The 22,638-nt window shown below is 65.6% G+C and carries 18 protein-coding genes; 12 read left to right on the forward strand and 6 right to left on the reverse strand.

Annotated elements, in window-relative coordinates:
* The first annotated feature begins 1 nt into the window (after nucleotide 1).
* The 8 genes from pyk (at nucleotide 2) to ACN9M1_RS02660 (ending at nucleotide 8,920) form a co-directional block, all read left to right on the forward strand.
* Nucleotides 2-1,441, forward strand: coding sequence for a pyruvate kinase (gene pyk, locus ACN9M1_RS02625; protein WP_426397145.1), 1,440 nt, complete (start codon nucleotides 2-4; stop codon nucleotides 1,439-1,441).
* Nucleotides 1,442-1,530: 89 nt separating this feature from the next.
* Nucleotides 1,531-2,595: a class II fructose-bisphosphate aldolase gene (gene fba, locus ACN9M1_RS02630; RefSeq protein ID WP_426397147.1), complete on the forward strand. Its 1,065-nt coding sequence runs from the start codon at nucleotides 1,531-1,533 to the stop codon at nucleotides 2,593-2,595.
* A gap of 113 nt (nucleotides 2,596-2,708) precedes the next feature.
* Complete coding sequence (locus tag ACN9M1_RS02635; RefSeq protein ID WP_426397149.1) at nucleotides 2,709-3,644, forward strand: phosphoribosylaminoimidazolesuccinocarboxamide synthase; 936 nt, start codon at nucleotides 2,709-2,711, stop codon at nucleotides 3,642-3,644.
* 18 nt (nucleotides 3,645-3,662) lie between these two features.
* On the forward strand, nucleotides 3,663-4,184 hold the full coding sequence (purE, locus tag ACN9M1_RS02640) for a 5-(carboxyamino)imidazole ribonucleotide mutase (protein ID WP_426397151.1): 522 nt from the start codon (nucleotides 3,663-3,665) through the stop codon (nucleotides 4,182-4,184).
* A gap of 19 nt (nucleotides 4,185-4,203) precedes the next feature.
* The gene (locus ACN9M1_RS02645) at nucleotides 4,204-5,439 is read left to right on the forward strand and encodes a 5-(carboxyamino)imidazole ribonucleotide synthase (RefSeq protein WP_426397152.1); all 1,236 of its coding nucleotides are present in this window, start codon (nucleotides 4,204-4,206) and stop codon (nucleotides 5,437-5,439) included.
* A 23-nt stretch (nucleotides 5,440-5,462) separates the two neighbouring features.
* Complete coding sequence (locus tag ACN9M1_RS02650) at nucleotides 5,463-6,476, forward strand: L-threonylcarbamoyladenylate synthase (RefSeq protein WP_426397154.1); 1,014 nt, start codon at nucleotides 5,463-5,465, stop codon at nucleotides 6,474-6,476.
* A 143-nt stretch (nucleotides 6,477-6,619) separates the two neighbouring features.
* The gene (locus ACN9M1_RS02655) at nucleotides 6,620-7,657 is read left to right on the forward strand and encodes an SGNH/GDSL hydrolase family protein (RefSeq protein ID WP_426397156.1); all 1,038 of its coding nucleotides are present in this window, start codon (nucleotides 6,620-6,622) and stop codon (nucleotides 7,655-7,657) included.
* 255 nt (nucleotides 7,658-7,912) lie between these two features.
* A complete protein-coding gene (locus ACN9M1_RS02660) occupies nucleotides 7,913-8,920 on the forward strand; it encodes an SGNH/GDSL hydrolase family protein (protein WP_426397158.1) in 1,008 nt (335 codons plus the stop codon).
* A 126-nt stretch (nucleotides 8,921-9,046) separates the two neighbouring features.
* Here ACN9M1_RS02660 and mobB read toward each other — a convergent pair whose 3' ends face one another.
* The 4 genes from mobB to ACN9M1_RS02680 form a co-directional block, all read right to left on the reverse strand.
* A complete protein-coding gene (gene mobB / locus ACN9M1_RS02665; RefSeq protein WP_426397160.1) occupies nucleotides 9,047-9,586 on the reverse strand; it encodes a molybdopterin-guanine dinucleotide biosynthesis protein B in 540 nt (179 codons plus the stop codon).
* Nucleotides 9,583-11,136 (reverse strand): D-alanyl-D-alanine carboxypeptidase/D-alanyl-D-alanine endopeptidase, encoded by a 1,554-nt coding sequence (gene dacB / locus ACN9M1_RS02670; RefSeq protein WP_426397162.1) that lies wholly within the window; start codon nucleotides 11,134-11,136, stop codon nucleotides 9,583-9,585. The genes mobB and dacB overlap by 4 nt, the downstream gene beginning before the upstream one ends.
* A 165-nt stretch (nucleotides 11,137-11,301) precedes the next feature.
* A complete protein-coding gene (gene ligD, locus ACN9M1_RS02675) occupies nucleotides 11,302-13,884 on the reverse strand; it encodes a DNA ligase D (protein ID WP_426397164.1) in 2,583 nt (860 codons plus the stop codon).
* A 17-nt stretch (nucleotides 13,885-13,901) separates the two neighbouring features.
* Nucleotides 13,902-14,819 (reverse strand): Ku protein, encoded by a 918-nt coding sequence (locus ACN9M1_RS02680; protein WP_426397165.1) that lies wholly within the window; start codon nucleotides 14,817-14,819, stop codon nucleotides 13,902-13,904.
* Between the two features lie 188 nt (nucleotides 14,820-15,007).
* On the opposite strand from ACN9M1_RS02680, the gene ACN9M1_RS02685 reads away from it, so the two are divergent.
* The 3 genes from ACN9M1_RS02685 to ACN9M1_RS02695 all read left to right on the forward strand — a co-directional run bounded on the left by ACN9M1_RS02685 (nucleotide 15,008) and on the right by ACN9M1_RS02695 (nucleotide 17,614).
* On the forward strand, nucleotides 15,008-16,201 hold the full coding sequence (locus ACN9M1_RS02685) for an MFS transporter (RefSeq protein ID WP_426397167.1): 1,194 nt from the start codon (nucleotides 15,008-15,010) through the stop codon (nucleotides 16,199-16,201).
* 191 nt (nucleotides 16,202-16,392) lie between these two features.
* A complete protein-coding gene (locus tag ACN9M1_RS02690; protein WP_426397169.1) occupies nucleotides 16,393-16,776 on the forward strand; it encodes a hypothetical protein in 384 nt (127 codons plus the stop codon).
* Nucleotides 16,777-16,795: 19 nt separating this feature from the next.
* Complete coding sequence (locus tag ACN9M1_RS02695) at nucleotides 16,796-17,614, forward strand: hypothetical protein (protein WP_426398781.1); 819 nt, start codon at nucleotides 16,796-16,798, stop codon at nucleotides 17,612-17,614.
* Between the two features lie 32 nt (nucleotides 17,615-17,646).
* Here ACN9M1_RS02695 and ACN9M1_RS02700 read toward each other — a convergent pair whose 3' ends face one another.
* Both ACN9M1_RS02700 and ACN9M1_RS02705 read right to left on the reverse strand, forming a co-directional pair.
* Nucleotides 17,647-18,411: a DUF1045 domain-containing protein gene (locus tag ACN9M1_RS02700; RefSeq protein ID WP_426397170.1), complete on the reverse strand. Its 765-nt coding sequence runs from the start codon at nucleotides 18,409-18,411 to the stop codon at nucleotides 17,647-17,649.
* A gap of 7 nt (nucleotides 18,412-18,418) precedes the next feature.
* On the reverse strand, nucleotides 18,419-19,603 hold the full coding sequence (locus ACN9M1_RS02705; RefSeq protein WP_426397172.1) for an alpha-D-ribose 1-methylphosphonate 5-triphosphate diphosphatase: 1,185 nt from the start codon (nucleotides 19,601-19,603) through the stop codon (nucleotides 18,419-18,421).
* 190 nt (nucleotides 19,604-19,793) lie between these two features.
* Between ACN9M1_RS02705 and ACN9M1_RS02710 the strand changes: the two genes are divergently transcribed.
* Nucleotides 19,794-22,517, forward strand: coding sequence for a bifunctional diguanylate cyclase/phosphodiesterase (locus ACN9M1_RS02710; protein ID WP_426397174.1), 2,724 nt, complete (start codon nucleotides 19,794-19,796; stop codon nucleotides 22,515-22,517).
* The last annotated feature ends 121 nt before the right edge of the window (nucleotides 22,518-22,638 follow it).

Here is a 22,638-nt window from a genome sequence, read left to right on the forward strand (position 1 = left end):
CATGACCCGCGCCACCAAGATCGTCGCCACCCTCGGCCCTGCGTCCAGCACGCAGGAAATCCTCACCCGCATGATTGCGGCCGGGGTGGATGTGGTGCGGTTGAACTTCTCGCACGGCACCGCGCAGGATCACATCGACCGCGCACAGCTCGTGCGCGAGGTGGCGCGCTCGGTGGGGCGCGAAGTGGCCATCATGGCCGACCTGCAAGGCCCGAAGATCCGCGTGGGCAAGTTCGAAAGCGGCAAGATCACGCTCACCCCTGGCGACCGTTTCACGCTGGATGCGCGTTGCGAAATGGGCAACCAAGAGCGCGCCGGCCTCGACTACAAGGAACTGCCGCGCGACGTTGGTCCTGGCGATCTGCTGCTGCTTAACGACGGCCTGATCGTGCTGCAGGTCGAGCGCGTGGTGGGTGAAGAGATCGAAACCATCGTCAAGATCGGCGGCGAGCTGTCCAACAACAAGGGCATCAACCGCCAGGGCGGCGGGCTGTCGGCCCCCGCGCTGACCGCCAAGGACATGGAAGACATCAAGACCGCGATGGCGCTGGGCGCTGATTACGTCGCGGTCAGCTTCCCGAAGAACGCCACCGACATGGAAATGGCGCGCCAACTGGCCGTGGTGGCGGGCGCACCGCACAACCACAAGCCGCGCATGATCGCCAAGATCGAGCGTGCCGAGGCCATCCGCCCGGGTGTGCTCGAAGAGATCCTGGCCGCTTCCGACGGCATCATGGTCGCGCGTGGTGACTTGGCCGTGGAAGTGGGCAACGCCGCGGTGCCGGCGCTGCAGAAGCGCATGATCAAGCTCGCGCGCGAAGCCAACAAGCTGACGATCACCGCCACGCAGATGATGGAATCGATGATCGTGAACCCGGTGCCGACGCGCGCCGAGGTGTCGGACGTCGCCAACGCCGTGCTGGATGGCACCGATGCGGTGATGCTCTCCGCCGAGACCGCCGCCGGCCGCTACCCGGTCGAGACCATCGAAGCCATGGCAGCCATCTGCGTGGAAGCCGAGAAGTCGCAGCCGGTGCACCTGGACACCGATTTCCTCGAACAGACCTTCAGCCGCATCGACCAATCGATCGCCATGGGGGCGCTGTTCACGGCCTACCATTTGCAGGTGAAGGCGATTGCCGCGCTGACGGATTCCGGCGCCACCGCGCTGTGGATGAGCCGCCACGGCATCAACGTGCCGATCTACGCGATGACGCCCAACGTGGGCTCGCAACGCAAGATGGCCTTGTACCGCAATGTGCAGGCGCTGCCGCTGGCCACCAGCACCGACCGCGACGAGGCACTGCACCAAGCGGAAGAACTGCTCGTTTCGCGCGGCGTCGTGCAGCGCGGCGATTTCATCGTCCTGACCGTCGGTGAGCCGATGGGCCAGGCCGGCGGCACCAACACACTCAAGATTGTCCGCGTCGGCATGCACTGAGGCCTGACGCCCACGACGGAACGTAGATTGCTACCCCAACAAGATACGTTCCTGAGACCCGAATACAGATCGACCCATAGGAGAAAACCATGCCACTCGTTTCCATGCGCCAATTGCTGGACCACGCCGCCGAAAACGGCTACGGCCTGCCGGCGTTCAACGTGAACAACCTGGAGCAAGTCCAGGCCGTGATGGACGCCGCCAAGGAAACCGGCGCGCCGGTCATCCTGCAGGCCAGTGCAGGCGCCCGCAAATATGCCGGCGAGTCCTTCATCAAGCACCTGATCCAGGCGGCTGTTGAGGCGTACCCGGAGATCCCGCTGGTGATGCACCAGGATCACGGCCAGAGCCCGGCAATCTGCCAAGGCGCGATCGACCTGGGCTTCGGCTCGGTCATGATGGATGGCTCGCTGCGTGAAGACGGCAAGACCCCGGCCGACTTCGACTACAACGTCGACGTGACGCGCCGCGTGGTCGAGATGGCCCACAAGGTGGGCGTGACCGTGGAGGGCGAACTCGGCTGCCTGGGCTCGCTGGAAACCGGCATGGCTGGCGAGGAAGACGGCATCGGCGCCGAGGGCGTGCTCGACCACTCGTCGCTGCTGACCGATCCGGAAGAGGCTGCGCAGTTCGTCAAGGCGACGCAGCTCGACGCCCTGGCCATCGCCATTGGCACGAGCCACGGCGCGTACAAGTTCTCGCGCAAGCCCACCGGCGACATCCTGGCGATCAGCCGCGTGAAGGAAATCCACGCGCGCATCCCCAACACCCACCTGGTGATGCACGGCTCGTCCTCCGTGCCGCAAGAACTGCTGGCCATCATCAACCAGTACGGCGGCAAGATGAAGGAAACCTACGGCGTGCCGGTCGAGGAAATCCAGGAAGCCATCAAGTACGGCGTGCGCAAGATCAACATCGACACCGACATCCGCCTGGCGATGACCGGCGCGGTGCGCAAGTTCCTGGCTGAAAATCCGGACAAGTTCGACGCCCGCGAATGGCTCAAGCCCGCCCGCGAAGCCGCCAAGCAAGTCTGCAAGGCGCGCTACATCCAGTTCGGCTGCGAAGGTCAGGCTGGCAAGATCAAGCCGGTGGGTATGTCGGTGATGGCGGCTGACTACGCGAACGGCAAGCTGGCGCAAGTGGTGCAATAAGCCTTTCGCGTCACATCTAGCAAACGGCTGGCACTGCGCCAGCCGTTTTGCATTGCACAGGCCACGTATAATGCTGGCCTTCCACGTTTTCTCATCTCCTCTCGGGTTCCGCCGTGTCCGCCGCATCTAACAACCCCGCTGCATCGTCCGCCCTTTACGAATCGTCGATCACCAGCCTGCCGCTGCTTGGCCGCGGCAAGGTGCGCGAGAACTACGCTGTTGGCGACGACAAGCTGCTGATGGTCACCACCGATCGCCTGTCGGCGTTTGACGTGATCCTCGGCCAACCGATTCCGGACAAAGGCAAGGTGCTCGCGCAGATGTCGGACTTCTGGTTCAGCAAGCTGCGCCACATCGTGCCGACGCACGAAACGGGCATCACGCCGGAAACCGTGGTGGCCCCGAATGAAGTCGACCAGGTGCGCGGTCGCGCCATCGTGGTCAAGCGCCTGAAGCCGATCCTGGTCGAAGCCGTGGTGCGCGGCTACCTGGCCGGCAGCGGCTGGAAGGACTACCAGGCCACCGGCGCCGTGTGCGGCGTGCATCTGGCCCCGGGCCTGCAGAACGCGCAGAAGCTGCCCGAGCCGATCTTCACCCCCGCCGCCAAGGCCGAGATGGGCGAGCATGACGAGAACATCTCCTTCGATGAAGTCGAGCGCCGCATCGGCCCGGACCTCGCCGCGCAGATCCGTGACGTGAGCATCCGCCTGTACAAGGAAGCCTCTGACTTTGCCGCCACGCGCGGCATCATCATCGCCGACACCAAGTTCGAGTTCGGCCTGGACGAGAACGGCACGCTCACGCTGATGGACGAGGCGCTCACCGCCGATTCATCGCGCTTCTGGCCGGCCGATTCGTACCAGGTGGGCACCAACCCGCCGTCGTTCGACAAGCAGTTCGTGCGCGATTGGCTCGAAGCCGTGCGCATCGACGGCAAGCCGTGGCCGAAGACCGCGCCGGCGCCCGAGTTGCCTGCCGACGTGATCGAAAAGACCGCCGACAAGTACCGCGAAGCACTGACCCGCCTGACTGGCGAGTCCCTGCGTTAAGACCCTGGAGCGATGACGATGACCGCACACGAATCGGCCACCCAAGCTGCTCCGCTCGTTGGCGTGGTGATGGGCTCGAATTCCGATTGGGAAATCATGCGCCACGCCGTGGACATGCTCACGCAGTTCGGCATTCCGTTCGAGGCGCAGGTCGTCTCGGCGCACCGCATGCCGGACGACATGTTCCGTTACGCCGAAGCCGCGCGCGGCCGGGGTTTGCGCGCCATCATCGCCGGTGCCGGCGGGGCAGCGCACCTGCCGGGCATGATCGCTGCCAAGACGATCGTGCCGGTGTTCGGCGTGCCGGTGCCGTCCAAGTACCTGCGCGGCGAAGACTCGCTGCTCTCCATCGTGCAGATGCCCAAGGGCATTCCGGTGTCGACGTTTGCCATCGGCGAAGCGGGTGCAGCCAACGCGGCGCTGGCGGCCATCGCCACCATCGCCACGACCGACGCGGCCCTGGCCGACAAGCTCGAAGCCTTCCGCGCGCAACAGACCGAAGTGGCACGCGGCATGACGCTCCCTGTGCACGGCGCCTAAGCAACCTACGACCTGATTCATGGCCGACGACCTGAACCCGCGCCTGGCGCAAGCCCACACCGCGGAATCCCGCGCGCTGAACGTTCCCAACGCAATCCTGCCCGATGCCTGGCTGGGCATGCTCGGCGGCGGCCAGCTTGGCCGCATGTTCACGCACGCCGCGCAGGCGATGGGCTACAAGGTGTGCGTGCTGGACCCGGACCCAAGCAGCCCCGCCGGCACCATCGCCGAGCGCCACTTGTGCGCTGGCTATACCGATGAAGCCGCGCTGGCCGAGATGGCTGCGCTGTGCCCGGCAGTGACCACCGAATTCGAGAACGTGCCCGCGCAAGCGCTGGACCGTCTGGAGCAACTTGGCGCATTCGTTGCGCCGCGCGCCAACTGCGTGTCGATCGCGCAGAACCGCATCGCCGAGAAGAAGTTCTTCGCGCTGTGCGCGGCGCGCACCGGCATCCACCCCGCGCCAAGCTGGGTGATCGAGCACGAAGCCGACATCGAGCAACTGCCCGCCGACCTGCTGCCCGGCATCCTGAAGATTGCCCGCATGGGCTACGACGGCAAGGGCCAGGCGCGCGTCTTGACCATCGACGAATTGCGCGCCGCCTGGGGTGCCATGCAGCACGTGCCATGCGTGCTCGAGAAGATGCTGCCGCTGGCCTACGAAGTGTCCGTGCTGGCCGCCCGCGCCGCCGACGGCACGACCGCTACGTGGCCGCTGGCAGAGAACGCCCACCGTGACGGCATCCTGTTCTCGACGATCATGCCGTCGCGCAGCGTGTCGGACGACATTGCCACGCGCACCCGCGCCGCCGCCGCGATGATCGCGGAAGAGATGGGCTACGTCGGCGTGCTGTGCATCGAGTTCTTCGTGCTGCAGGATGGCTCGCTGGTGGCCAATGAAATGGCGCCGCGCCCGCACAACTCTGGCCACATCACCATGGATGTGTGCGAGACCAGCCAGTTCGAGCAGCAGGTGCGTGCGATGGCCCGCCTGCCGCTGGGCAGCACGCGTCAGCACTCGCCGGGGCGCATGCTGAATGTGCTCGGCGATGTGTGGTTCGAGTACGGTCTGGAGCGCACACCGGCGTGGCAAGAGGTGATGCGCCACAGCGGCGCCAAGGTCCATTTGTACGGCAAGGCCGATGCGCGCCCCGGCCGCAAGATGGGCCACGTCAACTGTGTCGGCACCTCGCCGGAAGTGGTGGATGAAGCGTTCCGCCACGCTGCACACGTGCTCGGCCTGCAGCCCGATTAAGACGAAGACGCGCGAGCCACGCCATGCCGCATCGGACCAAGACGCCCTACGTGATGCCTCTCGCCGCGCGCCTCGACGAGGCCGCCCGCGCGCTGGAGGCGGGCGAGCTGGTCGCCTTCCCGACCGAGACCGTCTACGGCCTCGGCGCCGATGCGGAGAACCCGCAGGCCATCGCCAAGATCTACGCGGCCAAAGGTCGGCCCTCCAATCATCCGGTGATCGTGCACGTGGTCGATGGGGCGGACATCTCTTACTGGGCCGATGAGGTGCCCGGCATCGCGCTGCAGCTCATTGGAGCCTTTTGGCCCGGTCCGCTGACGTTGATTCTGAAGCGTGCGCCCCACATCCCCGCAGCCGTGGCCGGCGGGCAGGACAGCATCGGGCTGCGTTGCCCGTCGCATCCGGTGGCGCAGGCGCTGCTCTCGCGCTTCAAGCGTGGGCGCGGTGGCATTGCGGCACCATCGGCCAACAAGTTCGGCCAGGTTAGCCCGACCACAGCCCAGCACGTGCGCGATGAATTCGGTGATGCCGTGTTCGTGTTGGAAGGCGATGGCGTGGACGTGGGCATTGAATCGACCATCATCGATCTCTCGCGCCTGGACCAGGGCATTGGCCCTGTGCTGTTGCGCCCAGGCGCCATCACCCCAGAAGACATCGAACGCGTGACGGGCGAGTTGCCCGCGCTCCCCGATGCGGCGGCACCGCGTGCTTCCGGCACGCTGAAGGCGCACTATGCGCCGCGCACGCCGCTGTATCTGCTGAGCGCCGCCGATGTGCCTGCACGCATTGCAGCGCTGCCGCCCGGCAAGCGCATCGTGTGGCTGGGCACGCCGCTTGCGTTGCCTGCCGGCTGCGATCAACGCACCGCGCCTGCAACGCCGGCCGCGTATGCGAATGCGTTGTACGCGCTGCTGCGCGAGCTCGATCGCGGCGGGTATGACGCTATCTGGGTGGAAACCCTAGCCGACACGCCCGCCTGGGCGGCTGTCAACGATCGCCTGCGTCGCGCCGCCGCCGCGTTCGAGTCAGGCCTCTAATTCTTCCGGCGCCACCGTTCGTCGAACGGCTGTCTACCTCGCTACACTGGGTCGTTGTGTCGTTCCGCGTGCCGCAAAGGTGCGCGGCGAAGTTACATACCGCGGCACCAGAGATCATAAAAATTCCATACGGGAGACAGACCATGAAGTTGCGTCAATGGATGGGCGTCGCATCGGCGGCCCTGGCCTTGGGCTTGAGCGCTTGCGGCGGCGGTGAATCCGACCAGGGCGGTAACGACAACGTTGTCAAGGTGCAGCGCGTGGTGGTGTTCGGCGATAGCCTGAGCGATGCCGGCACCTACACGCCGGCGGCAGCCGCTGTGGGTGGTGGCCGGTTCACCACCAATCCGGGCCCGGTGTGGGTCGAAACGGTGGCCTCCCAAATGGGTGTGGCGCTCACGCCGGCCGTCATGGGTTTCGGCACCTCGGTGCAGAACTGCCCGAAGGCTGGATGTTTCGACTATGCACAAGGCGGTGCGCGCGTGACGGACCCGAACGGCATCGGCCACGCTGGTGGCGCACTGACGTATCCGGTGAAGCAGCAACTGGCCAACTTCTACACGGCGAGCAACAACACGTTCAACGGCAGCAGTGACCTGGTGTTCGTCTTCGGTGGCAACAACGACATCTTCTTCTGGGCGGCCGCCGTGGCTGCCAGCCCGACCACGGTGACGCCCGCGATCGCCACGGCGCAGGTCCAGCAGGCGGCGACGGACCTGGTCGGCTACATCAAGGACATGATCAGCAAGAACGCGACGCAGCTCTACGTGTTCAACCTGCCCGACAGCAGCCTGACGCCGCAGGGCGTAGCAGGCGGCGTAGCGGGCCAAGCGCTGCTGCATTCGCTGGTGGGCACGTTCAACACCACGCTGCAGAATGGCCTGGCTGGCACCACCGCACGCGTGATCGACTTCAACTCGCAGCTGACGGCCGTGATCCAGAATGGCGCGCAGTTTGGCTTTGCCAACACCAGCACGCCGGCTTGCGATGCCACGAAGATCAACGCGCTGGTGCCAACCGCTGGCGGCAGCTCGCTGTTTTGCTCGGCCAATACGCTGGTTGCCACGGGCGCGGATACGACCTACCTGTTCGCAGACGGCGTGCACCCGACTACGGGTGGCCATCGCCTGATTGCCAGCAATGTGTTGCAACGCTTGCTGGCGGACAATCTGGTGCACTGATTCCGCACACCGTACTCCGCAAAACGCCCGCCTTGTGCGGGCGTTCTTGTTTGCATGCCAACGAGCCCAAAAGGGGCGGTTGAAGGCAAACCTACAGGTGATTGGCGTCATATGGTCACCTGCTGCCAGGCGCCAGCTCGCGAGCTGTTCATCATCTGTCAATTGTTTTGTTCCGTTTTCGCGCTGTGCTTTTCAATATGCCTTGAGCGCGCGGAGTTCCAACTCCACGATCGAGAATGCATATAGGAGAAGGTGATGGCACAGCGCAAGTGGGTGAGCGTCGCATCGGTGGTCCTGGCTTTGGGCTTGGCTGCATGCGGTGGCGGCGGAGATGAGGGTGTTGAGCCTGTGGCTCCCGAGGTTCCCAACGTCCAGCGCGTGGTGGTATTTGGCGACAGCCTGAGCGACTCCGGTACTTGGGCACCCGTGGCGCACATGGTGGGTGGCGGCAAAGCCACGACCAACCCCGGCCCCGTGTGGGCAGAAGCCGTGGCTATGCAGTTGGGCGTGGCACTCACGCCAGCGGTTGAGGCGGACGCCACCGGGGCGATACAAGCCTGCCCGAAACCAGGTTGCTTCAACTACGCGCAGAGTGGCGCACGGGTGACCGACATCGGCGGAGCGCTTCCCTATCCGGTCGAGCAGCAGCTCGCCAATTTCTATGCGGCCAGCGACCATACCTTTAATGGCAACAGCGACGTGGTCTTCGTGCTTGCAGGCAGCAACGATGTCTTCTATTGGGCCAACATGGCCAACACGCCGGGCTCAGGTGTCACGCCGGAGGTCGCCATGGCGCAGGTGCAACGGGTGGCAAGTGAACTGGTTGGCTATGTCAACGACATGATCAGCAAGAACGCGACGCAGCTCTACGTGCTCAACCTGCCCGACAGCAGCCTGACACCGGCGGGCTCGGCGGCCGATGCGCCACTGGTCAATGCGTTCAACGCGACGCTGCAGAGTGGGTTGATGGGTACCACCGCACGCGTGATCGACTTCAACACGCAATTTGCGGATGTTATTTACAACGGTGCGCAGTTTGGTTTTGTCAACACCAACATGCCGGCCTGCGATCCAGCCAAGATCGACGCGCTGGTGCCAGGTGCGGGCGGTAGCACGCTGTTCTGCACGGCCGATACGCTGGTGGCGCCCGGCGCTGATCAAACCTACCTGTTCGCCGATGGCGTACACCCGACCACGGGCGGCCATCGCCTGATTGCGAGCAATGTGCTGCAGCGTTTGCGGGCAGACGGTGTGACGCACTGATTGAGGTCGGCGCTCAGCAAAACGCCCGCACGAAGCGGGCGTTTTCACTCATCGCGCTTAGACAAGCATTGGGGGGCTGGCGCAAACCGAGCCAGCCCATCATAGCCAAGCGGCCCCGTGCAAAGGTTAAGGGCGCTTCATGTTGGTGAATTGCGCCACTTGGTGTGCAGCAAACCGATACACCGCATCCACGTCGTTGAGATCGAGCACCGCCACGCCAGCGGGCACGGCCACGGCCTCAGGCGCGTCGGTGGCCACGGCCACCACGCTGCCGATTTCCGGCCACAGCGGGGCGCGGCCCAGTGAGGGGCGGAACACCTCGATCTTCGGAAAGTTGCTGCGCTTGTAGCCTTCCACGATAACTAGGTTGGTCTCGGGCGAGAGTAACGCCAGCACGTCAGCCAGTTCAGGCTCACGCGTGTTCGCATATTCGCGCATCAGCACCAGGCGTTCGCCGCCCACCAGCACGACTTCGGCGCTGCCGGCTTCGCGCATGCGGTACGAATCCTTGCCGGGCGAATCGAGGTCGAAACCGTGATGCGTGTGCTTGATAGCCGCCACGCGGCGGCCGTCGCGCACGAAGCGGGCGATGAGCTTTTCGGTGAGCGTGGTCTTGCCGCTGCCCGATGTGCCCGTGATGCCCAGCAGCGCAACGTGCGGGCTCATCGCGGCGCACCCTGGTAGATCCACTGCAGCAGCGCATCATGTGCGGCCTGGCCGGCGCTGGCGTTGGGGTGATTGATCATGCTGACCACCACGAAGCGCTCGCCGCCTTCGCCTTCCACATAGCCGGCAATGGCGCGCACGTCATTGAGCGTGCCGGTCTTGATCTCGGCGTTGCCGGCGACGCCCGCGCGGGTGAGGCGGTTGCGCATGGTGCCGTCCACACCCACCACGGGCAGCGCATCGCGCAGGACGCCGCCATTCGGGTTGGCATCGGCTTGTTGCAGCAGACGGCCCATGTTGCGCGCGCTGATGCGCTCGATGCGCGAGAGGCCCGAGCCATTCTCCAGCACCAGTTCCGGCATCGTCAGGTTCTGCTTGGCGAGCCAGCGGTTGATGACTTCGGTGGTTTGGCGCACTGATGCCGGTTTGCGGCCGATCTCCGCGCCGATGGTGAGGAAGAGCTGGCGCGCCATCACGTTGTTCGAGTACTTGTCGATGTCGTGCACGACTTCGGCCAGCGTGGGGCCGTAGTGCGTGGCCAGCAGCACAGCCTGGTGCGGTACCTTGCCTTCACGTAACCCCGGCAGGCCCGGCGTGAAGCGCGTCGTGCCACCCGCTTGCTGCCAGAGGGCGAGGAAGCCACCCCAGATGAAATCGGCATGCGTGAGCGCGGCAATGTTGAAGACGCGCTCGCCGCATGCGGCGGCATAGCGGCCGTCGAAGCTGGCGAGCACGTGGCCGTCGGTTTGCGTGCTGATGTTGGCGCCGGAGCTGGTCTTCCAATCGCCGCAGCCGCCGCGCGTCACGCGCAACTGGTTGTCGATCTGCAATTGCGCCAGCGGCGGCGACACGTCGATGTTGATCGCGCCGTTGCCGGCATCTGGCGCGAGCGTGAACGTCAGTGTCTTGAACGAATACAGCAGCGCATCGGGCGCCACGTTGTAGGCGCGTGCGCTGTCGCCGTCCAGCGGTGCCGATTCGGACAGACCGCTCTCAAAGTACGTGCGATCCAGCACGATATTGCCGGCCAGCTCGTTCACGCCAGCGCGCCGCACGTCGGCCACCAGCTTGACCAGCTCTTCGGGAATCAGCTTCGGATCGCCCTGGCCGCGCAGGTAGAGGTTGCCGTTGAGCGTGCCGTTCACCGGCTCTTTGTCGGCATAGGCGCTGGTCTTCCAGCGGAAGTCGGGGCCGAGCATGTCCAGCCCCGCGAAGGTGGTCAGCAACTTCATGGTCGACGCGGGGTTCATGCCCGTGTCGGCGTTCCATTGCAGGATGGGTGAGGCGCTGCCCGTGCGCACGACAAACACGCTCACCGCACTTAACGGGATATGCGCGCGCGAAAACGCCAGCGCCACATTGGCGGGCAGGCCGGCGGGGTTGTTCGCAGCCTGGCGTGTTTGGGCCGCGGTGGCGGCTGCGGTATGCGCGACACGGGCTTTCGCTTTCTTGGCGTGTGCCGGCGGCGCAGCGGTGAGGGTGAGAAGCATCGCGCAGGCCAGTGCGCAGCGCGACAGATACGGCAAACGGGTCGGACGAATTCGGGCCATCGGGCAGGGGGGCGGAGTGGGGCACATGCGCAGGCGCCATGTGCGGACGCAGGCATGTTAACGCAGCAACCCCATGCTTCGGCCGACAAGCAGGCGGCCATTTACCGCCCAATTCGCCACCCAATTCACCGCCCAATTCTGCGTGAACCGTCCGCAGGTGACGCGTCAGCCATCGGCGCCGACGCGTTTGCGCATCTCGGCGGTCACGGATTGGCGCGTGCCGGCGTAATCCGCCCACGGGTCGGCTTTGAGCTTGGCGAGCCGGTCCGGCAGCGTGCGCAGCGTCCATTGGGCGGACGATTGCACCCCTTCCAGTTCGTCATGGCGGATGGGCACGGACACCGGCAGCCCCGTCCGCGCCCGAATCGAATACGCCGCCACCGTGCTCGCCCCCCGGTTGTTGCGCAGATAGTCGATGAAGATTTTGCCCACGCGGTTCTGCGGGCCCATCTTGGCGACGAAGCGGTCGGGGAAGGTGGCCGCCATGTGCTGCACCACGGCGTGGGCAAAGCCTTTGAGCAGATCCCAGCCGGCAGACTCCCGCCGCGTGAGCGGCACCACCACGTGTAGCCCATGGCCGCCGCTGGTCTTCAGGAACGCCTTCAGGCCCAGTTCATCGAGCATCGCCAGCGTGAGTTGCGTGGCTTCAATCACGCGCGCAAAGGGCAGCGCCGGGTCGGGGTCGATATCGAAGACGATGCGGTCGGGCTGCTCGATGCGGTCGGCCAGCGCATTCCATGTGTGGAATTCCACCGTGCCCATCTGCACGGCGCCGACCAGCGCTTCGGCCGAGTTGATCGCCAGCAGCGGGGGGTGCCCCGGGTCCAGCGATGGATCGAGTTGCGTAATGCCCTGCAGCTTCAGCGCGGCGGAATGCTTCTGGAAAAAACGCTCGCCTTCAATGCCATCCGGCGCGCGCACGAGCGAGGTTGGCCGGTTGCGCAGATGCGGCAGCAGCCAATCGGCCACGCTCGCGTAATAGCGTGCGAGATCGGCCTTGGTGGTGCCGCTGGCCTTTTCGATGACGCGATCCGGATGCGTGACGTCCACCCCGGCAATGCGTTCCGCGCCCGGTCGGACTTTGCGTTCGGCAGCGCTCACGGCACGGGTCTCCTTGCGGTGGTCCTGACTGGCGGCACGCGGTGGCTTGGCAGTCTCGCGCATGATGCTGCGCGCGGGTTTGTCATCGCGCAAGCCCTGGAATACCGCCTGGCGGACGATGCCCTCGCGCGTCCACTCTGCAAAGGCAATCTCCGCCACGCGCTCGGGTTTGACCCATTGCACATCGCGCGCATCGGCGCCGGTGGGCGGGTTGGCGAAGGGCGGCGAGTCGATCGTCAAGCCGCTGAGCTCGTGGTGCAGCGCGTTCAGGCTGGTCTCGTTGAAGCCGCTACCGACGCGGCCCGCATAGCGCAGCGTGCCAGCATCGTCATACACCCCGAGCAGCAGCGCGCCAAAGCCGCTGCGGCTGCCCTTGGGCGCGCTGTAGCCGCCGATCACGAATTCCTGTCGCTGGCCGCACTTGAGCTTGATCCACGCGGGGCTGCGGCCGGCGCGGTAGGGGGCATCGGCGCGTTTGCCGATCACGCCTTCGAGCGACATGCTGCAGGCCGAGGCGAGCAGGTCTTCCGGCGCTGCGTGGAAGGTGCCCGAGAACAGCACGGCATCACGGTCCAAGTCACCGGGCGCCGCTTCCAGAATGCGCTGTAGCAGCGCGCGCCGCTCGCGCAGCGGCACGTTGCGCAGGTCCATGCCATTGCAGAACGGCACGTCGAAGAGGTAGTAGACGATGTGCTCGGCATGCGCGGTTTCAAACGCGTTTTGCAGCGCCTGAAAGTCGGGCACCCCGCGCTCGCCCATCACGACGACCTCGCCATCGAGCCACGCCTCCCGCAGACCCAGCGCATGCAGTGTGCGCGCTTGGCGCGGCAGCTTGGCCGTCCAGTCGCGGCCGTTGCGGCTGAACAGGCGGATGGTGTTGCCGTCGATGCGCGCGAGGATGCGGTAGCCGTCGAACTTGACTTCGTAGTCCCATTCGCCGTGGGTGGGGGCGGCGTCCACCAGCGTGGCCAGTTGCGGTTCCAACGTACGTGGCAGCGCAGCCGGCACGGCACCGGCTGGCGGTTGCACGCTTGTGGAGGGAGCGTCTTGGGCATCCTCGCCGACGTGCTTACCGCTGATGACGCTGCCGGGCAGTGCCCGCGTGATGTCGTAATCCGACGCGGCACGCACCTGGGTATCGCGCTCTTTGATGAGTAACCACTGCTCTTTGGGTTGCCTGCCGCTGGCGCGCAAATGCGTGCGCACCAGCGCCCACGCGCCATGCAGTTTCTCGCCGTCGAGATCGAACTTGAGCTTGCCCTCGCGGTACGCCTTGCGCGGGTCGCCATGCGGGTGCCAGATACCGCGGTCCCACACGATCACATCGCCGCCGCCATATTGGCCTTCGGGGATATAGCCTTCAAAGTCTGCGTAGTCGAGCGGATGGTCTTCCACATGCACGGCCAGGCGTTTGTCGTGCGGGTCCAGGCTCGGGCCTTTGGGAATGGCCCAACTCTTAAGCGTGCCATCGAGCTCCAGCCGGAAGTCGTAGTGGAGCCGCGTGGCATCGTGTTTCTGGATCACGAAGTGCAAAGCGCCGTTGCCGCCGCGCCCACGGCGTTCGTCGGCCTTGCGGCGTGCGCCGGCGGGCTCTTGAGTCTGCGTGAAATCGCGCTTGCGGCGGTAGTCGGCAAGGTGGCGTGGCATGGCGTCGATTCCCTACGTTATGCGTGCTTGCGGGCGGCAGTCTTGCGCGTGGTCTTGGTGGCGGCCGCCTTGCGAGGTGCGCGTTTGCGCGGGGCAGCCTCTTCTTGGGCTTCGTCATCGGATGCGCCTTTGCCCTTGCCGCGTCGTGCCAGGCTTTGGCGGAGCAGGTCGGTCAGGTCGATCACGTTGTCGGCGCGGGGTGCAGCACGCTCGCCTTCCACCGGTTCGATCGATTCCGTGCGGCCCTCGCGCACCTTGCGATCGACCAGCGCGAGGATGTCGTCGCGGAAGGTGTCGTGATACGCGGTTGGGTCCCACGTATCGGCCATGTCGTCGATCAACTTCTCGGCCATGTCGATTTCCTTGGCGGTGAGCTTGGCGGCCTTGGCGCCCTCGGCGGGGATGTCCAATTCAGACCAGTCGCGCACTTCATTGGACCACCGCAGCGTGTGCAGTACCAGCACCGGCCCAAGCGGAATCAGCGCCGCCAGATGCTGTTTGGTGTGCAGCACGACATTGGCCACGCCGATCTTTTGTGTGCGTACCAGCGCCTCGCGCAGCAGCGCGTAGACCTTTTCGCCGCGCCGGTCGGGCGCCAGGAAGTACGGCGTGTCGAGATAGAGAAACGGGATTTCCGCCGCGTTGACGAACGCCAGCAAGTCCACCGTCTGCGTGGAGACCGGGTTGGCAGCGCGGATGTCGTCGTCGGTCAGGATGACGTAGCGGTCTTTCTCGTAGGCGTAACCGCGCACGATCTGCTCGCGTGGCACTTCCTTGCCGGTGGCCTTGTTGACGCGCTTGTAGCCGACGCGGTCCATGGTGCGGCGGTCGAGCCAGTCGAAGTCGAGGTCGTCGCTGCGGGTGGCCGGATATAGCGCGACGGGAATGTGGACGAGGCCGAAGCTGACGGCGCCTTTCCAGATCACGCGGGGCATGACGGGTCTCCCGATGCGTTGGATGCAATGCTGCTGACTGGTGACGCAAGCGGCATACCCAGCGCATGTGCGCGCTGCGCTGCATGGCGCTTGGGGCGGGCCTCATACGTTCCTCAGCGGGGCGCGGTAGCATGGTGCTTTTGCGGCGCGACCGATTTGCGCCGCATCGCATTTCTCCGCGGTCCTTCATGTCTTCCGAATTCATTCAGTCCGCCGGCGCGCTGCAGCCGCGTCGGCTTCCTCTATCGGCGCGTGCAGCGACGATGGCACTCTTTTTCGTCAACGGTGCAACGTTTGCCACCTGGGGCATCCACATCCCTACGGTGAAGGCGCGCTTCGGGTTGTCCGAGGCGTCGCTGTCACTGGCGATGTTCATGGTGGCCACCGGCGCCATCCTCGCCATGAAATTCGCCGGCAAATGGGTGGCGCGCATCGGCACGCGACGCGCCAGCGTGCAGGGCGGCGTGGCATTCGGCGTGATGACCGCGCTGCTGATGCTGATGCCCACTTACCCGACGCTGCTGGCGGTGCTGCTGCTGTTCGGCATCACTAACGCGGGTTTTGACGTGGCCATGAATGCGCAGGCCGCCACGGTGGAAGCCAATCATCACAAGCCCATCATTTCGTCGCTGCACGGCATGTTCAGCCTGGGTGGCATGGCGGGTGCCGCAATGGGCGGCGTGCTGCTGGAGCTCGGCGTGCCACCTGCGGTGCACTGCGGCGCCATGGCGCTCGTGGTCATGGCGACTGCGCTGTGCGCCGGTCCGTTCATGTTGCCGGACCATGTGCATGCCGAAGGGGAGCCTGCGCACCCGACCACGGGTCGCACGCTGTTCGTGCTCGGCGTGCTGGCATTCCTGGGCCTGGTTGGCGAAGGGGCGATGTACGACTGGACGACGGTGTACATGCGCGAGATTGCGCAATCGCCCGAGGCCATTGCCAGTGCCGGTTATGCGGCGTTTTCGGGCGGCATGGCGCTGGCCCGCTTCGGTGGGGATTTCGCGCGCGGGCGCTGGGGCAACATGCGCGTGCTCGGCACCAGCGGTGTGCTGGCCACGGGCGGCATCCTGCTCGCATTGCTGTGGCCCGATCCGGCTGCCGTGCTGGCCGGCTTCGCGCTGATGGGCGTGGGCGCGGCCAACATGGTGCCGATCTTCTTCATTACCGCATCGCGCTTGCCCGGGGTGCCTGCAGCGGAAGGCATTGCAGCAGTGGCGCGGTTCGCGTATGTCGGGCTGCTGATCGGCCCCGTCATCATCGGGCTGATCGCGCATCGGTCGGACTTGCGCTGGGGCCTGTCGGTTGTGGCATTGACGATGGCGTTGATCGCCATCATGGGGCCCGGCGCGATTCGCCCAAAACATCCCGATGCACGCGGCTGATCTTTGTCAATCTGCCTAAAAAGCGGGCAACTCCTGTGCGTTGACTTTCGCCTGCGCATGCCATAGCTTACGGCGAGGAGAGGGGGTTTTCCGGCGCTGCGGTCATGTCCAAACCGTGATGGCGGCATCGGGATACGTTCAAAACGAGGCTGTGCTATCAGCCCAAACGACCCATAGGAAAGGAGCTTCAGATGCCGTACAAACGTCTCAACCTCGTGGCAGCGGTGGCTGTCGTGGCAGCCGTCAGTGGCATGGCCCACGCGCAGACCGACCAGAAGAAGTTCGACCCCTACACGCAAGGCGCCAAGGCCGGTGACAAGTTTGACCCGTACACCCAAGGGGCCAAGGCCGGCGATAAATTCGATCCGTATTCGCAGGGCGCTAACAAGAACGACAGCACCGCCAGCGCACTCAACCCGGGGGCCCAGCCGGCGAATGTCGAAAAGGGCAAATACGACCCGTACACCCAGGGCGCCAAGGCAGGAAAGTACGATCCGTACACAGACGGCGCGAAGGCCGGCAAGTTCGACCCGTACAGCGAAGGCGCTAACAAGAAGGACGCGCCCAAGCAGTAAGCCCGTGGCATTCTGGTTCATGAAGACGCTGATGCATCGCCCGATGCATCGGCGTTTTTCTTTGTGGGGCGCCATTGCTGCCGCCATCGCTGTTCTGGCGCTGGCAACGCCAGCGTATGCGGCGGGGCTGTGCACGGCACCGTGGGTGCACGACGGCAGCCGCGTGCGGCTGGACGGCAATGGCAAGACGCCGATGATCGTCGAGTTCACGCTGCACGACGTCAACCGCGACATCCAGGACGGCTGCGAAATCGGCCTGCACATCTACGCCAAGTCGGGCCTCGTGGCGCTCGGGGGCCGGCCGATCGAGACGGTGCAGGAGCACCAACTGCTGGTGGATGAAGCGGGCGTGGTCACACGCATCGTCAGTATCAACGGCCGTGTTTTTGCGCAAAGCGAGCATGCCGATCTGGTCGGCACGGTCAGCACCGCCATCTCGGGCATGTTCCTCTATGGCGCGGGCCTGGCGCCCGAGGCCGAGATGCTGCCCGGCGACACGTACGAATCGAGCTTCGACTTTGACGTGGTATCGCCCCGGCTGGGGATTTCGGTGGGCCGCATGCGCGCTGAGCATGCCAAGGTGGAGGTGTCTGAGCGCGAGGTAGGCCCCCCGCAGCCGATGAACACGGTGGTGGGCGTCCTGCAATGCCGGCCGATCCGCTATACGCGCACCGCAACGCTGGGTGTGCTGCGGCTGGGCAATGAATCGCTCGAACCCGCGCCGACCGTGGCCCACATTACCGACTGGTTCTGCCCCGAAGCTGCCGTGGTGATGCGCCAGGAGGTCGAGCAGCACGGCCAGACGGAAGTCATCGACGTGGTCGACCTGAAGCGCTGAGCGCCCCGGCGACACATCGCTCCATCACGACATCATTCGATGCCGCCATCAAAGCGGTAGATGCGCGCCACGGTAAAGGGCGCATTGGGCGCCGCTTGCGTGAACAGCGCGACGTGGTCGATCGACAGCGTGGGCGACAGCGCCACGCTGGCGGCTTCGAGCGCGCGGTAGCAGGCGAGCTGCTCGTCATGGCTCAACTGCCCTGTGAGCGTGATGTGAAACGTGAACGTATCGAACACGTACGGATAGCCCCAGCGCTGCAGGTGGCGCTCTTGCATGTGCGAGAGGCCGGCCTTGCGGCGGCGTGCCAGCTCGGTGGCCGGCGCGGGGGCGCGGAAGCCGTCGAACTCGCGCACGCAGGCATCGGCGAAGGCGTGCAGGGCGTCGCGGGCAGGGTCACCGTGGCGCAGACGCCAGGCCAGGAAACCGCGCAGCGTTTGCAAGGCGGGTTCGATGGTGAAGGGCGTGTGCTGCGCTGCAAACCGGCGCAGTGCAGCATCGAGTGCATCGACGCTATGCGTGTCGGCCAGGCGGAACGGCGGCTTGAATGTGGCGTGCAGGCCGTAGTGGCGAGGTGCCTCGGTCCAGCGGTTGAGCGTGGCCAGGTCGATTTGGGCATCGTCGGCCAAGTCTTGCCGCTGGTCGGGGGGGATGGCTTTATTGTGCAGCGCGCAGCGGCCCAGCCAGCGGGTGCCCAACCTGTACCACGGCTCCGGCGGCAGCAGGTAGAGCGCGTACCGCCAAGCCGTGGGCAGCGTTTGCTCAGCGGGCTGCACGGGTTGCAGGGCGGCGTCCATCCTGCACTTAGCTGATGAGCGGCAGATGCGCTGTTGCGTGACGTAGCCGGCCACCCACGACGGCGGCCACCACGCGCGGCAGGCCGGGGCGGCGATCATCCACCACAATGGCATCGGCGCGCAGGCCGCTCGCGAGGCGTCCACGGTCGGCCAAGCCGGCGGCCTCTGCAGGATTGGCGGCCACCAGCGCCCACGCTTGCGCCAATGGGGCGATGCCGCGTTCGGCCAGTTTGAACGGCGCGGCCAGCAGCGCGGGGTAGTAGTAGTCGGAGGCCAGCACCGTGCCCAGCCCTGACGCCACCATGGCCGCCGCATCGGGCGCGCCGTTGTGGCTGCCGCCGCGGACCACGTTAGGTGCGCCAAACACGGTGTGCGCGCCGTGTGCACGCGCAGCACGGGCGACGGCCTCCGTCAGCGGGAATTCCGTCACCGTGCAACCGTGGGCGTGGAAGGCGCTGCGTGTGGCCACGTCCGGCTCGTCGTGCGAGGCCATGCGGATGCCGCGTTGCCGTGCCGCCTGCGCGAGCGTGCTGGTCACCGCGTCCAGCTTGTCGGTGTGGACGGCAGCGGCATGCAGGCGGGCGAGGAAGGTGTCGACATCGCACTCGGCGCGGTCGGCGTATTGCGCCAGCTTGCGCGCATCGCCGAGCTTGTTGCGCATCATCGGCAGATGGTCGTTGAACGAGAGGAAGTGCACGCGGCCGGCGTGCATCCAGGCCAGGGCATCGGCCAGCCCGTCGGCGTGGTGCAGTTCGAAGCGCAGGTGCATCAGGTGCTCGGCGCCCAAGTGTGGGCGCATGGCATCCAGCGTGTCGAGCATACGCACGGCATAGGCGTGGCCGCGCAAGCCGCCTTCCCATGAGTACGTCACACCGTGGAATTCGGTGGTGATGCCGCTGGCGAGCAGTTGGGCATCCACATCGGCCAGCGCGGTTTCGTACGGAAAGGCCACGCCGGGACGGGGCATGACGGCGCGCTCAAACGCATCGCCGTGCAAATCGACAATGCCAGGCAGCACCAGCAGGTCGCCGCAGTCGAGCATGCCGCGCGTGGGGCCGGCATCACCCGCGGCAATCCGGCCAATCTGGCCCTCGCGAAACTGCACGGCCGCTTCCGCCAGACTGTCGGCCAGCAGGGTACGTCGCGAGACAAGGCCGGCAATGTGGCCGACCGAAGACGAAAACGATTGCATGTGGCAAGTATCCGAGACCGACCTACGGTTTCCGTGTTCTAGCGCACGGGTGGGGTGCCGGCATTGTGCCGCAAGCGGCGTGCCGTCTGATGCGGTATCAGTCATTTCCCCCACTCTGAAGTAGGGAGGCCCCTCCAAATACCTTAACTTTCCGGATACGGTGGTCGATATCCATAAAAACAAGCCAACTATGGACGCCACCTCCGCCGAGCGGTCCGATGGTTCCGACACCGATGTGGTCGAGGGCACCATCAAGCCGCTTCCGCTCGCTGACGACCGCTACGAGGCGCTCGTCCGGCAAATGCCGGATGCGCTGTACATCGTGGCGGACGACATCATCGTTTTCATCAACGAGGCAGGCGTTCGGCTATTTGGCGCACAAAGCGCCCGCGACATCGTCGGCCGCGAGCTGGATGACTTCGTGCACGACAGTTCGGTGCCACTTGCCCGCCAACGCCGCGAGTGGATGATCGCGCACGGAGCGGGGCTGCCGCCCACCGAACAAACGCTGCTGCGCTGCGATGGCACGCCGGTGGATGTGGAGGTGCTGTCTGCCCCCGTCCAGCTCGGCTGGCGCACCGCCATTCAGGTGGTCGCACGCGACATCAGCCAGCGCAAGCTGGCCGAACAGGCGCTGCGCGAATCCGAAGCCAACTACCGGGCGCTGGCCGCCGAAACCGCACGCGCGAAAGAATTGCTGCGCTGCGAAAAGACCGTACTCGAACTCAGCTCGCGCAACGTGCGGCTGCCCGATCTGCTTGCCGAGGTGTGCCGGCTGGTGGAGGCGCTGCTCGGCGATGGGGCAATCTGCTCGGTGTTGCTCTCCGGCGATGGCGAGCACATCACGCAGGCGGTGGCACCGTCGTTGCCGTATCTGCTCTCGCAGGCGCTGATCGGAATCGCGATCGGCTCGGCCGTCGGCTCATGCGGCACCGCCATGTTCCTGAACAAGTGCGTGATCGTCGAAGACATCGAGACCGATCCGCTGTGGGACGGCTACCGCGATCTCGTCGCGCCGCTGGGCTTGCGCGCGTGCTGGTCCACGCCCATTCGCGGCGACAACGCGCAGATGATCGGCGCGATGGGCGTCTACTACCACACGCCCCGTGCGCCCACGCCGGATGCCATTGACCTGCTTCATGGCATTACCGACATCGTGGGTGTGGCGATCCAGAAGGCGCACATCGCGCGCGAACTGCAGGAGAGCGAAGAGCGCTACCGCTTGGCCGTCGACAACCTGACCGAAGGCATCGTCGTGCAGGCCGCCGACGGCACCATCCTGGCGTGCAACCCGAGCGCGCGCCGCATCTTGCGCGCCGGCAATGCATCGCCGGTGGGCACCAGCCATCTGGCGCTGATGCGACGGTCGCTGCGCGAAGACGGCACGGAGATCCCCTACAGTGAACGGCCCACGCATGTGGTGCTGAGGACAGGCCGCCCGCTGCTCGGTCTGACTATCGGGCTGGAACTGGTGGACGGCGACGTGGTGTGGGTGCACGAGAACGTGTTGCCCATCATTCGGCCCGGCGACGACGTACCCAGCGCGGTGCTGATTTCGTTCAACGACATTGGCCCTGCGCGCGCGGCCCAGCAGCAGCTGACCTTCCTCGCGCAGCGTGATGCGCTTACCGGTCTCTACAACCGCGCGTATTTCTCGCAACGCATGCAGGCGGAGATGGAGCAGGCCACCGCCGACGGTCATCAACTGGCGGTGTTGTTCCTCGACCTGGACGGCTTCAAGAAGGTCAACGACACCGCCGGCCATGAAGCGGGCGACCACCTGTTGCGCATCGTCGCGCAGCGCCTGTCGGCCTGCGTGCGCCAGAGCGACACGCTTGCACGACTGGGCGGCGACGAATTTGTCGTGCTGCTCGACAACGTGTGTTCGCTGGGCGAGGCCGAACGGTTGGCACAGCGTATCATCCAGTCGATTGCCCAGCCGTTTTCCACGGGCGGCACCGAGTACTACCTGGGCGCATCGATTGGCATTGCGGCATACCCCGAGCACGGCAGCGATGCCGCCACGCTGCTGCGCTGTGCCGACGCCGCCATGTACAACGCCAAGCAGAACGGGCGCAATCAGCACCGCGTCTACACCGCACGGCTGTCGCAGCGTGCGCAACGGCGCTTCCAGCTCGAATACCACCTGCGCCGCGCACTGGCGGCCGAAGAGCTTTCGCTGCGCTTCCAGCCCATTGTCGATGCCACATCGATGGACATGGTGGGTGCCGAGGTGCTGCTGCGCTGGCATAGCACCGAACTGGGCGAGGTGTCGCCCGCCGAGTTCATCCCCGTGGCCGAGGATTCCGGCCTCATCAGCGACATCGGCGAATGGGTGCTGGCGCAGGCGTGCCGCCAGGCTGCGCACTGGCGCGCCACGTGCATGCCGGAGTTCTTCGTTGCCGTGAACCTGTCGCCGCGCCAGTTTGGCGAAAACCTGGTGCCCACCATCAGCCGCTGTCTAGCCGACGCCGGGCTGCCCGCCCGCGCGCTGGAAATGGAGATCACCGAAGGGCTGCTGATGCGCGACACCGCCGCCGTGATGCCGGTGCTCGATGCGCTCACCGCGCTGGGCATCCGCATCTCGATCGACGATTTCGGTACGGGGTATTCGTCGCTGTCGTATCTGCAGCGTTTTCCGATCGACAACCTGAAGGTGGATCGCTCGTTCGTGTCGGGCATTCCGCGCCATCGGGATTCGGTGGTGATCTCGCGCGCGGTGGTGGCGATGGCCGCGTCGCTGGATATGACGGTCACCGCCGAGGGTGTCGAGACGCTGGAACAGGCCGAGTTTCTGCAGGCCGCCGGCTGCGACAAGCTGCAGGGCTTCCTGTTTGGCGCCCCCATGACAGCCTCCGCTTACGAAGCCCGGCTGCGCCGTGGAGCTTCGGCCCTGGCGTCCGTGTCGACGTAATGTATTGACGTAATGCTTGCGTAAGTCAGCGCAGCTACCGTCGCTCAAGCGCGCATTCCGTCGCGCCGATAACCCCGTAGAGGGTCGCTCCGCCGCGATTAGCGTCGGCGCACACAACAGC

Origin of the sequence: Ralstonia sp. R-29, from assembly GCF_049913345.1 — a bacterium.
Lineage (GTDB): Bacteria > Pseudomonadota > Gammaproteobacteria > Burkholderiales > Burkholderiaceae > Ralstonia.